Here is a 14,341-nt window from a genome sequence, read left to right on the forward strand (position 1 = left end):
CCGTCATAAAAAGCGAAGTCTTTTTTGTGACATTTCGATACAATTGCGGATCGCAATCCCGCTCTTGAGGTTCAGGGAAGGTCTTTATGCTCGAAATGTTGATGCAATGGTATCGCCGCCGTTTTAGCGACCCGGAAGCGATTGCCTTGCTGGTTATTTTAGTTGCCGGATTTGGCATTATCTTTTTCTTTAGTGGCCTGCTTGCTCCGTTGCTGGTGGCTATTGTGCTGGCCTATTTGCTGGAATGGCCAACCGTGCGCCTGCAATCTATTGGCTGCTCCCGCCGCTGGGCGACGTCGATTGTATTGGTGGTTTTCGTCGGTATATTGCTACTGATGGCGTTCGTGGTACTGCCTATCGCCTGGCAACAGGGCATCTACTTAATCCGCGATATGCCGGGGATGCTCAATAAGCTTTCTGACTTTGCCGCCACGTTGCCGCGCCGCTATCCGGCGTTGATGGATGCGGGCATTATTGATGCAATGGCCGAAAATATGCGCAGTCGGATGCTTACCATGGGCGATTCGGTGGTGAAAATTTCCCTCGCCTCGCTGGTCGGTTTGCTCACCATAGCTGTCTATCTGGTGCTGGTGCCATTGATGGTCTTCTTCCTGTTGAAAGACAAAGAGCAGATGCTGAACGCCGTTCGTCGGGTGCTACCGCGTAACCGCGGACTGGCAGGACAGGTGTGGAAGGAGATGAATCAACAAATCACCAACTATATCCGCGGCAAAGTGCTGGAGATGATCGTGGTGGGGATCGCCACCTGGCTGGGGTTCTTACTCTTCGGGCTGAACTATTCGCTGCTGCTGGCGGTGCTGGTCGGCTTCTCGGTTCTTATTCCGTACATTGGCGCATTTGTGGTGACCATTCCGGTGATTGGCGTGGCGCTATTCCAGTTTGGTGCTGGCACGGAATTCTGGAGCTGCTTCGCGGTGTATCTGATTATTCAGGCGCTGGACGGCAACCTGCTAGTGCCGGTGTTGTTCTCCGAAGCGGTTAACCTGCATCCGCTGGTGATTATTTTATCGGTGGTGATCTTCGGTGGTTTGTGGGGATTCTGGGGCGTATTCTTCGCCATTCCATTGGCGACGCTGATCAAAGCCGTGATTCACGCCTGGCCCGATGGGCAAATCGCGCAAGAATAATCTTCAGCCCGACGAACTGTTTCGCCGGGCTGATTTTTAGGGTTCCTGACGTAAATAAATAGCCCGATAACAAATACTCACCAGCACTGCACCGCCGATAATATTACCCAGCATCACCGGGAGCAGATTGGCGGTAATAAAATGGCTGATCGTCAGTACCGGAAAATGGTCTGCGCTACTGTGCGCCAGTTGCCAGAAGGAGGTAGGGGCGAAATGGCGAATGGCAATGGCGAACGGAATCACAAACAAATTGGCGATACAGTGCTCAAAACCACTGGCGACAAACAGGGTGATGGGCAAAATCATGGCGACGATTTTGTCGCATAACGAACGTCCGCAATAACTCACCCACAGCGCCAGGCAAACCATCAGATTGCACATAATGCCGAGGCTGACTGATTCAGTAAATGTATGATGCATTTTGCCCTCGGCGCAGTGTAAAACCGCGACTCCCCACATCGCGTTTTCACTCATCACCAGCCCGGAAAACCAGATTAACAAACTGAAACAGGCAATACCTGCCAGATTACCGCAGGCCACCAGAAGTGCATTAATCAGCCATGTTCGCCAACTAATAACGCCCCGACTTTTTGCCATTACCGTCATTACCGACGAGGTGAACAGGCTGGTGCCGCAAACCGCCAGCAAAATAAAGCCAAGTGTAAAGCAAAGGCCGCCCACCAGATGGGTTAATGCCTGTGAAGACGGGGCATCGGCGATAACGGTAAGGTAAAAAGTAAATCCGATCGCCATAAACACGCCAGCGGACATCGCCATTAAAAAGACCGACACTTTACTGCGGGCAATTTTATGGGCGGCAATCCGTTCAGCGATTGCCGCTTTTCTGGCGCTCAACTGCAAGTCGAAAGAGAGTTTGTTTCTCATGCATACTCCTGCAAAAACAGATTACAACACCTCGCGAACCGAGATCCCCAGCCGCTGCATTCGTGACAGCAGCGTGGTGCGCTTCATCCCTAATCGCGTCGCCGCGCCACGGGGCCCGGCAACAATGCCATTGGTTTCTCGCAATACCTGAACAATGCGCTGACGTTCTTCTTCGTCATTCTCTGGCGTCGTCGGGTGCAGCAACTGCGCCATTGAACTGCGAAGCGCTGAATCTTCATTTAGCGTCGGCAGTAAACGGCTTTGTCGGACATTAAGATGTAAATTCAGACTGTTACCGCGAGTCAGTAGTACCGCTCGCTCAATCACGTTTTCCAGCTCGCGCACGTTGCCCGGCCAGTCCCACGACATCAACTGGCGTAGCGCCTCGGTCGGGATGGCGTCAATTGCGCGATTCATATGGCGCGCCATTTTTTGCGTGAAATGCTTTGCTAAAAGAGGGATATCTTCCGGACGGTCGCGCAGTGGCGGCAGTTCCAGTGGGAAGACATTCAGGCGATAAAAGAGATCGCTGCGAAACTGGCGATCTTCAACCATTTGCCACAAATCACGGTTGGTGGCGGCAATGACTCTGACATTTACCGGGATCGTTCTACTCCCGCCGAGACGCTCAATCTCCCGTTCCTGCAATACGCGCAGCAGTTTAGGCTGAAGTTCTAACGGCAGATCGCCAATTTCATCGAGAAACAACGTGCCGCCATCGGCAATTTCAAAACGACCACGATGGGTATTAATCGCACCAGTAAATGCCCCTTTGTCATGACCGAATAACTCACTTTCCAGAAGACTGGCGGGGATGGCAGCGCAGTTGATTTTGACCAGTGGCTTGTCGCGTCGTGGGCTAAGTTGATGGATCGCTCTGGCGATCACCTCTTTGCCGGTTCCGGTTTCACCACAAATCAACACCGTACTGTCGCTCTTCGCCACAATATCTACCTGCTGGAGCAAATCTTCCATTGCCTGGCTTTGATAGATAATGTCACCGACGCCCAGATTCGAAAGGAGCTGCTCGCTAAGCTGGTGGTTTTCTTGCTGCAAGCTTTCCTGCAAATCGGTCATGCTGCGCCAGGCATCGGCATTGCCAACGGCAATAGCGATGCGATCGGCAATATGTTGTAGTAGCTGGCAGTTTTCCTCACTAAAGAGAGTGGAAGAGGTATGCGCCAGCAACAATGCGCCCGGTGTATGGTTGCCAAAGGTGAGCGGTATAAGGAGCGCAGATTCGCAGCCGTTAGATGCAAGTAAGTGTAATAACGGGTCGCGTTGCCAGAGAAACAGATCGTCTGCACGGTGCGTCAAGGTCGGTTGTCGGGTTTGTAGCGTTTGTGTCAGCAATACACTTTCGCCAGGCATACAGCGTGGCAGACACGCACAATGTGAGGCAGAAAGATCGCTGCACCACAGGCTGAACTTCTCGTTCTTTCGATGATCGCCCAGTACCATACTGACTGAAGCCAGACCGAAAAAATGATGGATCTCACGAGCGACGTCAGCGATCAGATCGTCGAGATCAAGATGTGACAACACTGCATTAGTGATATCCACCAGTACTCGATGATGATCGCGATCTTTCTCCAGCAAACGCAGCGCCACCTGCTGTTCTTCATCATTGAGCCATGATTGCAGAACCGGGGTGATTATCCGCGCCAGCCAGTTAAACAGTGTGCAATCCTGGGGAGTAAAACGACTGCCGTGGGTGCGAATAAAGCGTAGCTCCGCCATTCCACTACTGCCGAGAAGGACGGCGTGGCGCGAATAATCGACCATCTCACTCTGATACTCTGTTGTTGCCGTCACATCGCTGCCATCATCATGGTAGCGGTAATAGAAGTTGCTTTTGAGAACATGCAGTTCAATAAGTTGTACCGGGCTGAACGGCGGCGGCAGCGGGATGAAGGCGCGTAATAAAGACGCCTTGCCGTGTTTCTGCGCTAACCGCTCCGCGAGCATTCCGTTTACCGCTTCAATTGTTATTCCTTGCGGCGGGGCAAACATCGCCTCGTCTGACATAGCCATCAACAGTCCTTATTAATGAGAAATCCTTCTCACGCAATTTTTCTGGCCATCAGATAGATGGCCGGTTCCTGCACAATTTCATCCAACAGATGAATGAATTGAATGCTACGCGCCTGCCACGCCGACATCGCGTCATCTGCCAGTGGCGCGAATGCCCGGGTCAACAGGGCGGTGTGGCTGGCGTCAATAACAATCTCACCAAAGGTCATCACCCCCAGCATCTTACGTCGGGCTTGCTCCTCTTCGACCAGTGCAAGCCAATCTTCGTATTCCGTCAGTGGGCAGCGGAAGGTGACACTCAGGCAATCAATCACGCCAACGTGATGACCGATAGCCAGCGAGTAATACATTACCTGAGAGCTGTGTTCCGGCATCTCGTCGCTACTGGCGACAAACTTTTTTCGCAGAGTCCAGAAAACAATTTCCCTGCACTCCTCAGCCATGTAACCCCCGGAGAATGCGAAAGAGTTGCTGAACGATACTATTGAGACGCGGATCGTCAGCTTCGCGCAACCAGGTGTTAACCCGATTTCCTGTAGGATCGTCGCTTAAATGGCGCAGGAGCCGATCGCAAATTTCTCGCCCCTGACGATAGCCCGCCAGCCGCCGCGCTTCTCGCTCAACGGCGATACGCTGTGATGGCGGGATCTGCGGCCACAGCGGTTGCATGGTCACCCCGGTGGGATCGCGATAATCCACCGCGTGAATCTTCTGTTGCAGCAAACCGAGCGCCACGGCGAAACCGTGAATGGTGGCGGCCGGTGTTGGCGGGCAGCCGGGGATCCAAACATCAATGGGGACAATGGTGTCGCTGCCGCCCCAGACGCTGTAGAGATCGTGGAAAATACCGCCGCCGACACCACACGCGCCGTAGGAAACACAGATTTTATGATCGGGGGCAGACTCATATGCCCGAAGTGCAGGCATACGCATCGCTCGGGTGACTGCGCCAGTAAATAACAAAATATCGGCGTGACGTGGTGATGAAACAACCTTAATGCCAAAACGTTCTGCGTCGAATACGGGTGTGATGGCGGCAAAAATTTCGATTTCGCAGGCGTTGCAGCCGCCGCAATCGACGCGATAAACGTAAACCGAGCGACGGATATCCTGTAGCAAATGCTGCTTTATCTTTTGCGTTTGCTCGTCCAGCGTTATGGGCTGGCTGACATGTTGCGTAAGCACTGGACTCATAGCTGCTCCTTAGCCACCAGCGGTTCATCTGTGTCGTCGTTGATCAGCGTCGCGCGTTGTTTGCACTCCGGGCAGACGCTCGCTTGCGCCCATAACATTTCGCGGTTTTGTGGCGCATTTTGTTGCTGTGCCAACAATTCAGCAGCCAGTGCGACGGTTTTTTGCGGGGCAAACGGGCGTTCGCAACGGCTGCAACGTTGTAGATGGAACGTCGCGCGGGTATAGAGATCGGCTTTATTGGTGACGGTCAGTTCAAAGTTATTGGTAAGCTGAATGGCTCTGGTCGGGCACACTTCTTCACAACGTCCGCAGTAAATACAACGCCCCAGATAGAGCTGCCAGGTGCGCGTATTTTGCTGGTCGTCGGTCTGGATAGTCAGCGCATTTGCCGGACAAGCACAAGCGCAGGCACCGCAGGCAATACATTGGCTGGGCATCAGGTCCGGTTTCCCGCGAAAGCCTGGGCTGACCTCCAGTGGCGCGAAGGGATATTTCACCGTCGCGGTTCCGGCGCGCATAATAGTTTTCAGTAACTTCAGCATCTTCTGTCCTTACTTCAGCGGCGAACGGTTACGATCAATGCCGTAGTGTTCGATCTCTTTATACGGCACGGTTTTTGACTGGCGCTTGCGCACATCAACCAGCGTCACACGGTCGGTACAGGAGTAGCAGGGATCAAGGCTACCGATAATCAGCGGTGCGTCAGAAACGGTATTGCCGCGCAGCATGTAACGCAGCACTGGCCAGTTGGCGTAGGTGGCGGCACGACAGCGCCAGCGGAACAATTTTTGGTTATCACCGAGCATGCTCCAGTGCACGTCTTCACCACGTGGCGCTTCAACAAAGCCCAGCGCGAATGCGTGAGGTTTATAGCTAAAGCCTTCGGTCAGCAGTGGGGTATCCGGCATGTTGTCGAGGACAAATTCCAGCATTGCCAGCGAATCAAACGTCTCTTTGACACGGACCATCACGCGGGAGAAGACATCGCCGCCGGTAAAGGTAAACAGCGTTTTGGGAATATTGCCGTAGTCGGCGTAGGGGTGATCAAAGCGCAAATCACGGGCAAAACCACTGCCGCGGATCAGCGGCCCGACAGGGCTATAATCACGGGCGATTTGTCGGTCGAGAATGCCAATGCCCTGAGTGCGTTGTTCCATATTCGGCGTGGCAAGCAGCATCTCTACCAGCTCCGACACGTCGGCGCGCATCTCGCGCACCAGTTTCAGCGTTTGCAGACGTTGCTCTTTGAGAATATCGCGGCGAACACCACCAATCAGATTCAGACCGTAGGTTTTACGCGACCCGGTCAGCAATTCCGCCATCGTCATCGACTTTTCCCGCACGCGGAAAAATTGCATAAAGCCGGTATCAAATCCAACAAAATGGCAGGAGAGGCCAAGGTTGAGCAAATGACTATGCAGCCGTTCGACTTCCAGCAGAATCGAGCGAATAGTATGCGCTCGTTGCGGCACCTCAATCCCCAGTGCATTTTCAACCGAGTTGGTATAGGCCACACTGTGGGCAAAACCGCAAATCCCACACACGCGGTCGGATAAGAAGGTCACTTCGTTGTAGCCCATCCGCGTTTCTGCCAGTTTCTCCATGCCGCGATGGACATAAAACAGGCGGTAATCAGCATCGACAATTTGCTCGCCATCCACAAACAAGCGGAAGTGACCTGGTTCATCGGAGGTGATATGCAGCGGGCCGACAGGGATAACCCGCGCATCGCTGTTGCCCTCGTTGATAAACGGATACGTTTCGGTATCAGTCGTCGGTTCTGGGCGCAGTCGATAATCCATCGCGTCTTTGCGCAGCGGATGCATATCTTCCGGCCAGTCATCGGGCAACACCAGCCGACGCTGATCCGGCAGGCCAACCGGAATCAGCCCGTACATATCGCGAATTTCTCGCTCGCCCCAGACCGCGGCAGGGACGCGCGGTGTGACTGACGGAAACTCCCGACTGTCGGCATCGACCAGTGCCTTCACCACGATCCAGCATTTTTCGGCCCCTTCCATAGAAAGGGCATAATAAACCGCGTAATGACCGTTAAGTGTCCGCTCGTCGTTGCCAAACAGGACTGGAAGCCAGCCATCATGTTGATAATAAAGATAATGCACAACGTCAGGCAGCAGATTGATTTTCACCGTAATGGTGACCTGTTCAGGCGTTTGTCGCTCTTCATCCAGCACCGCGCCGGGGAACTGCGTTTTCAGGGCGGCGAGAATCGCTTCGCCACGATTTGACGATGAATTAACGTTCACTGTGTTTCTCCGAAACAGATGCGGTGCCTGAAGGCAAAAAATCATGCCAGGTGCTACGTTGTGCAGGCAGGTCGTGCGTCCCTGAGAGGACTATAGTGGAAGCGCCCGCCAGGATCCTGATGACAGGTTGTGGAATATGCGTTCCCATCGCCAGCATCATGACCAGCAGAATCACCATTGGCGAGGTGGTCAACCAGCCAAGTTCACCCCGGTTAACGGCCTGCGGCGGTTTCGCCATTAACACCCGCGCAGCCATCCGTACCAGGCCCGCCAGCACCAGCGTTAACAGCAATAACAGCAGGACGATAAGCAGCAGATGATTACGCGCCAGTCCGGCGGTAACGGTCATAAATTCGCTAAGAAAAATGTTGAAGGGCGGCATCCCGGCCAGCGCCAGCGCACCGCCGCCAAACAACACGGCGGTAAATGGCATGATTTTAAGCATTCCGCAGACGACGTTGAGATCGCGCGTGCCGTACTTGAGCAGTACATTGCCGGAACCGCAGAACAACAGCGTTTTTGCCAGACTGTGGTTTAAGGTGTGCAGCAGCGCGGCAAAAATTCCCAGCGGCCCGCCAATGCCTAGCGCCACCGCGACCAGTCCCATGTTCTCCACGCTGGAGTACGCCAGCAGACGCTTAATGTCCCGCTGTACCAGAATGAAAAATGCCGCCACGGCAACCGACAACATGCCGAAGATGAGCAACAACCGGTTGGGGAAATCGCTGCCGATGGCCTGGCAAATAATGATGTAATAGCGAATCAGCACCAACAGCGCGCAGTTCAGCAATACGGCGGAGAGCAGGGCGCTGACCGGACTCGGCGCTTCACTGTGAGCATCTGGCAGCCAGGCGTGCATGGGGAATAGCCCGGTTTTAGTGCCAAAGCCAATTAGCACGAACACAAAGGCCAACAGCATTAATGTTGGGTCAAGCAAGGACGATTGCTTAAGAACCTCGCTCCAGAATATCGCCATTTCTGCCTGCGGCATAACGCTGGCGGCGTTGGCGTATACCAGCACGGTACCGAACAGACCAAAAGCGACACCAACAGTACAAATAATGATGTACTTCCATGCAGCTTCCAGCGATGAACGCTGACCGTAAATGCCTACCAGAAACGCCGAGCTTAAGGTGGTGGCTTCGATCGCCGCCCACATCACAATAAGGTTATTGCTGGTGACAACCAGCAGCATGGTGAACAAAAACAGATGGAAGAAACCGTAGTAATCGCACAGCGTAACGGGTGAAAGCTCGCCGTGTGCCACTTCATGACGCATGTAGCCAATCGAGTAAACACCGGTGAGAAAGCCAATCACACCAAGAATGGCGAGGAACAAACCGCCCAGACCATCAATATGAAGCCACAGTCCCGCAGCGAATATTTCTCCCGCATCAGCGGCAGTTTGGACCACCCACAGTGCCAGAATCAGTAGCAGTGTGATCCCTAAGCTATGTAATACTGTCACCGCGAGAGTCGCAGAGTGCCCCCGTTTCCGACAGGCAAAACAGAGCAGCGAAAAAAGCAGCGGCGTGAGCAGGAGTAAAGCGAACATCACAGAATAACTCATCTCATTATCCCTTCAGCGCGGTCAAGTTATTCACGTCCAGCGTGCCGTGGGTACGCCATATTTTTCTTGCCAGTAACACCATCACAATGACGGCGAAGATGGCGTCGGTAGCGATACCAATTTCCACCAGTTCCGGTGCACGCCAGGCTAGAAGCGCCAGCACCAGATGGGAGCCGTTTTCCATCAGGCAGTAACCAAAAATTTGCCGCAGGATATTGCGCTGGCTGACAATGCACAGCAGGCCAAGCAGAAAATGACCTAACGCCACCGCCAGCGCCGGTTTCAGCCCGGTAGCCATCGGTAGCTTCACGGGCTGAACGACAAATGCGCAAAGCAGGACAATTAACGCCGCGAGCAGTGTCATCATTGCCGGACCGAATAACGCTTTTTCCGGGATGTTCTGGGGAATATTTCGTGCAGCGTAAGTCATGATTAACGGTACCAGCAGCACTTTGGTGATAAAGGCGCTGGCGGACCAGATCAGCAGTTGCTCTGCGGCGAACAGGCACGAGAGAGTGGCGAAAATAGACACCAGCACCAGCGACTGGCAGGCGTAAAATCCGCATGACAGGCGATAGCTTTTGACGCTAATCACAAACAGCGATGTCAGCATCATCAGTCCCGCCAGATTATTTACGATCATAGAACCGGTCATTCATCATCTCCTTACTGCAACCAGGTCGCGGCGATTACGCTGGAAATCAGCGACATCACAATCAGTACAATCAACACCAGGCGCATTGATCCTGGCAGCGGTGCGGCATCGGCGACGGCCTCGCTCGGTTTGCCAGGCACGACGCGACCAAACCAGCGAATAAACCAGGCGAAACTGGCGACCGATTCAATCATCAGCAGAATCATGGCGGGCAGCAGGATCCAGTACTCCACTGACAACGCAAAACCGGCGGCAAACAGCGGGAATTTACTGAAGAAGCCGTTGAACGGCGGTACGCCGGTAATCGCCAGCGCTGCCACGCAGAAACCCACGCCTGGCAACGGCAGGGTGTGCAATACGCCACGCAGACGCGGCAACAAGCGCGTGCCGCAGCTGTAACTCAGCGCACCTGCTACAAGGAAAAACAGGCTTTTAGCGAACGCGTGGTTGACGATGTAGGCGATGCTGCCCTCCAGCGCCAGCCGCGAGCCGAAGATGGAGAGCGACAAGCCGAAAAACATCCAGCCAAGTTGAGTGATGGTCGACCAGGCCAGCAACCGCTTCATATCCTGCTGTGGCAAATACATCAGGAAGCCATAAAGAATGGTGACCAGTGCCATAACCATGCCAACGCCGCCAATCACATGCGGGATATTGCCGCCGTCGATAATGGCACGGGCAAAAATGTAAACGCCCACTTTCACCATCGATGCGGCGTGGAGATAGGCGCTGATCGGTGTTGGCGCTTCCATTGCATCCGGTAGCCACGCTTGCATCGGTAGCTGGGCCGATTTCCCCCACGCGGCAAACAGGAAGCCACCATAAACCAGATAGCGTGCGTCGCCGTGTAACTCGCTCATCGCGCTAAGCGCAAACGTTCCGGTCTGCAAAAACAGCGTGGCGGCGGCAAGATACAACCCCAACGAACCGATATGGGTAATAAGCAACGCTTTTAGTGCCGAACGCTGCGCTTTATCGCTCTGGTAATAACTGATCAACGCCCAGGAGCAGCCGCCCGTAATTTCAAAAAACAACAACTGACCGAGCAGCGTCGAAGAGAGTACCAGTCCCGCCATCGCGCCGATAAACAGCAGCAAAAATGCGTAATAACGATTCGTGCCGTTATGCGGGTGTTCGCGATTTTTATCCGTCAGATAACCCGTGGAGTAGATCGTGACCAGCAAACCGAGGAACACCACCACAAACAGAATCAGCGTACTCACGCGATCAATGACCAGGCCAAACAACGCCACATCCCCCACGTTGACCAACGTCAACGTGACGGCAACTTTATCGGCCTGATAAAACGCGGAGATCAGTGACAACATGCACAGCGTGGTCAGCGCGGCGAACAAAACCCCCCATTCGGCGGCCCGACGTTGTGGCGAAAACGAAACGACCAGTGCGCCGATAAAAGGCAGCAATAACGTCGTCAGAGCAAGATTTTCCATATTCCGTCAGTGCTCCTTACAGACCGGTTAACCAGAAGACCCATGCAAGCGCAGCAAGGCTGAAGCCAAGCCAGGTCACATGGTGAGTGAGTAAAAAACGCCCGCGTGCCAGCGTGTTTTCTGCGATTGAGGCCAGTACAAAAATCAGCAAAACCTTGAGCAGCGTAACGACAAGTGAAGTCAGCAGGCAGGCGAGAGAAAGTTCTTGCGCGCGCCCAAAGGGCAGAAACAGGGCCACAAACAGTACTGCCATCACGATCTGTTTCAGCCCCAGCCCCAACTTCGCCAGCGCCAGCCCGGCACCGGAATATTCGGTCAGCGGGCCTTCCTGTAATTCCTGTTCTGCTTCAGCAACATCAAAGGGAATTTTTCCCATCTCAATGAAGCAGGCAAAACCACAGGCCAGTAACGCCAGTACGGTGGTTAGCGGCGAGTTCCAGCCCGTCGCCAGCGTCTTGCTGATCATCTCGATATGCGTGGAATCCGCTATCAGCGCCAATACCAGCAGTGAGAGAATGAGCATGGGTTCGACCAGAATGCCGAGCGTCAACTCGCGACTGGCACCGACTCCCGCAAACGGGCTTCCGGTATCCAGCCCGGAAAGAGCAAAGAAAAAACGAAACAGGGCAAGAAGATAGATAAGGGTGATCAGATCGCCGCCGCCCGCAAAAGGGGAAACAGTAATAAATAGTGGTAGGGCCATCGCCAGCACCAGCATGCTGCTGATTAATACCCACGGCATCATGCGGAACATCAGACCTGAAGATGTCGGCGCAACTTCCTGGCGTTTAAACAGTTTGTGGATATCGCGATAATCCTGCCAGATCCCCGGTCCGCGACGGGAGTGCATACGCGCGCGTATCTGCCGGGAAATCCCCGTAAAAAGCGGGGTTAGCGCCAGCAGAATCACGGCCTGTGCTAACGCAAAAATGATCAGATATCCGTCGCAAAGAGTTTGTCTCATGGTGATTTCCTTAGACGGCAATAGCGATTAGCAGCACAACCAGTGCGGCGACCACATACAGGCAATAGAGACGAAAGTCGCCGCTTTGCAGATGCTGTATTTCTTTGGCCAGCCGTTGGGTGGCGCTCACGATGGGGCGGATCACCCGCTCATCCCAGAAGGGTTCTGTGCTCTGAGCCCTGGCGGTGACGTGCGCAAGACCTTTGTTCAGCCTCAGCGTAGGGTCGAGCTGTTGTCGTAGACGAAATAGCGCACAAAAGACCACACGCAGCGGCTGCATCACGCCATTGCCTGACGGGGCCATCGCATTTTCCCAGCCGTAGCCGCATGCCCAGGCATCTCCTGTGCGACGAAACGCTGCGCGGCGCGAACGACACCATAGCCAGTAAAGGCCAGGCAGCAAAGGCATCGCCAGTAGTAACAGCAACAGTAATGAGGGAGTGACCCGTGTATGAAACGTGCCGGGTACAAGTGCTATTCCGCTGGCGACAGTGACGGGAGGGGTATTGGTAAACGCATGGGCAATGTGCATTATCTTCGGTGCCAGCCAACTGGCACTAAGCGCAATGAATACGCAGAGTGCCGCGAGCAGTAGCATGGCGACGATCATCGTATTTGGCACTTCCTGTGCCTCTTCAGCGTGTGTACTGCGCGGCGCTCCACAGAAAGTAATACCGTACATTTTGACGAAGCACATTACTGCCAGCCCACCAGTGACTGCCAGCATCACCATAGCAATAGGACCCGCAAGTTGTAGCGCTACGGCTTCCACACGACTTAGTGAGAACAGCGACTGCCAGGTGTACCATTCGCTGATAAAACCATTCAGCGGAGGAATGGCTGATATCGCGAGGCAACCAATCAGGCATGCTGCGGCTGTCCACGGCATCCGTTTTGCCAGTGCCCCCATTTTTTCCATGTCGTGGGTATGCAAACGCGAAATAATCGCACCCGCGCCGAGAAACAGCAGCCCTTTGAACAGCGCATGGTTGAGCAGATGAAACAGCGCGCCGAGCAGTCCAACAACGGTGAGCAGCGGGTCGTGCAGTGACAGACCGACCATCGCCACACCGACCGCCAGCAAAATAATGCCGACGTTTTCGACGGTACTCCAGGCCAGCAGCCGTTTGATATCCTGTTCCGCCAGCGCATACAGCACGCCCAGGAGCGCGGAGATTGCGCCGATCGCCATCACCAGAATGCCCCACCACAGCGGCAAACCCGTTTGCGCCAGCAGGTCCATCGCTACTTTCAGGATGCCGAAAATACCGATTTTGACCATTACGCCAGACATCAACGCCGAAGCGTGCGATGGTGCGGCAGGGTGAGCGCGTGGCAACCAGCTGTGCAACGGCATCATCCCGGCTTTCGCGCCAAAACCAAAGAAGGCCATCAGGAACACCGCCGACGCCAGCCCCGGAGAAAGTGAAAGCGTGCGGAAACTGGCAAAATCGAGGCTGCCGCTTTCGCGCCCCATCAGCAAGAAGGCGATCATAATCAGTACCGATCCGGCGTGGGCGATAAAAAAGTAGAGCATGCCAGCGTTGATTGACGTTTTATCCTGCCTGGCAATGACCAGAAACCAGGAAGACAGCGACATCATTTCAAACAGCACGATGAACCAAAAAGCGTTGTCCATCACCAGCAGGGCAACCATCGATGCGATGAAAAGATTCATAAAGAAGCCCATCGCCGCCGCGCCTTTGCCCTCGTATTCGCGCATATAAGTCAATGAATAGAGCGAACAAACCACCACCAGCAAGGAGATAACCAGCACCATAAATGCCGAGAGGCTATCCATTCGCAGGGTTAAATCGGCAAAGTTAAAAGGCGTGGCAAAACGGGCGACTAAAGTTACGCCTGCATGTAATTGCGTAATTCCGCTGATGATGCCAATCACGCCACCCACCAGCGATGTGATGCCGGAAAGCTTAATAGCCAGTCTGTCCAGACCGAGTAAAAACAGCGAAGCCAGACTGGCAAACAGATAGAGGATCAGCGACCAGGTTAATAATTGCAGGGCATCCATTAGCGTTGCTCCTGAGTGAGGGAAAGGGGATCCTCCCATAAGCGCTAACTTAAGGGTTGTGGTATTACGCCTGATATGATTTAACGTGCCGATGAATTACTCTCACGATAACTGGTCAGCAATTCTGGCCCATATTGGTAAGCC

The 14,341-nt window shown here is 54.0% G+C and carries 12 protein-coding genes; 1 reads left to right on the forward strand and 11 read right to left on the reverse strand.

From position 1 onward, the window contains the following. Positions 1-86 precede the first annotated feature (86 nt). Entirely contained in the window at positions 87-1,148 is a 1,062-nt protein-coding gene (locus ACJHWK_RS13025; protein ID WP_000892042.1) for an AI-2E family transporter, read from the forward strand. A gap of 36 nt (positions 1,149-1,184) precedes the next feature. Here the strand turns inward: ACJHWK_RS13025 and focB are convergent, their stop codons facing one another. Genes focB through hyfB form a run of 11 tightly spaced genes read right to left on the reverse strand, consistent with a single transcriptional unit; the run spans position 1,185 to position 14,197 of the window. Continuing rightward, a complete protein-coding gene (gene focB / locus ACJHWK_RS13030; protein WP_001521040.1) occupies positions 1,185-2,033 on the reverse strand; it encodes a formate transporter FocB in 849 nt (282 codons plus the stop codon). Positions 2,034-2,054: 21 nt separating this feature from the next. After that, entirely contained in the window at positions 2,055-4,067 is a 2,013-nt protein-coding gene (gene hyfR / locus ACJHWK_RS13035) for a DNA-binding transcriptional regulator HyfR (protein ID WP_020233342.1), read from the reverse strand. A 29-nt stretch (positions 4,068-4,096) separates the two neighbouring features. Beyond that, positions 4,097-4,510: a formate hydrogenlyase maturation HycH family protein gene (gene hyfJ / locus ACJHWK_RS13040; protein WP_248422617.1), complete on the reverse strand. Its 414-nt coding sequence runs from the start codon at positions 4,508-4,510 to the stop codon at positions 4,097-4,099. Further along, complete coding sequence (gene hyfI, locus ACJHWK_RS13045; protein ID WP_410234851.1) at positions 4,503-5,261, reverse strand: hydrogenase 4 catalytic subunit HyfI; 759 nt, start codon at positions 5,259-5,261, stop codon at positions 4,503-4,505. The genes hyfJ and hyfI overlap by 8 nt, the downstream gene beginning before the upstream one ends. Further along, complete coding sequence (gene hyfH / locus ACJHWK_RS13050) at positions 5,258-5,803, reverse strand: hydrogenase 4 subunit H (RefSeq protein WP_000916074.1); 546 nt, start codon at positions 5,801-5,803, stop codon at positions 5,258-5,260. The genes hyfI and hyfH overlap by 4 nt, the downstream gene beginning before the upstream one ends. A 9-nt stretch (positions 5,804-5,812) precedes the next feature. Beyond that, complete coding sequence (gene hyfG / locus ACJHWK_RS13055) at positions 5,813-7,528, reverse strand: hydrogenase 4 catalytic subunit HyfG (protein ID WP_410234852.1); 1,716 nt, start codon at positions 7,526-7,528, stop codon at positions 5,813-5,815. Then, on the reverse strand, positions 7,518-9,098 hold the full coding sequence (gene hyfF, locus ACJHWK_RS13060; protein ID WP_001521035.1) for a hydrogenase 4 subunit F: 1,581 nt from the start codon (positions 9,096-9,098) through the stop codon (positions 7,518-7,520). The genes hyfG and hyfF overlap by 11 nt, the downstream gene beginning before the upstream one ends. A 4-nt stretch (positions 9,099-9,102) precedes the next feature. After that, the gene (gene hyfE, locus ACJHWK_RS13065; RefSeq protein ID WP_000147991.1) at positions 9,103-9,753 is read right to left on the reverse strand and encodes a hydrogenase 4 membrane subunit; all 651 of its coding nucleotides are present in this window, start codon (positions 9,751-9,753) and stop codon (positions 9,103-9,105) included. Between the two features lie 11 nt (positions 9,754-9,764). Further along, entirely contained in the window at positions 9,765-11,204 is a 1,440-nt protein-coding gene (gene hyfD, locus ACJHWK_RS13070; protein WP_170886210.1) for a hydrogenase 4 subunit HyfD, read from the reverse strand. Between the two features lie 16 nt (positions 11,205-11,220). Next, positions 11,221-12,168, reverse strand: a complete 948-nt coding sequence (hyfC, locus tag ACJHWK_RS13075; RefSeq protein ID WP_410234853.1) for a hydrogenase 4 subunit HyfC — start codon at positions 12,166-12,168, stop codon at positions 11,221-11,223. A 10-nt stretch (positions 12,169-12,178) separates the two neighbouring features. After that, positions 12,179-14,197 carry a hydrogenase 4 subunit B gene (gene hyfB, locus ACJHWK_RS13080; RefSeq protein WP_001521031.1) on the reverse strand — a complete coding sequence of 673 codons (2,019 nt, stop codon included), beginning with the start codon at positions 14,195-14,197 and terminating at the stop codon, positions 12,179-12,181. Positions 14,198-14,341: the final 144 nt, after the last annotated feature.

Source organism: Escherichia sp. WS547 (assembly GCF_046486065.1).
GTDB lineage: Bacteria > Pseudomonadota > Gammaproteobacteria > Enterobacterales > Enterobacteriaceae > Escherichia > Escherichia coli.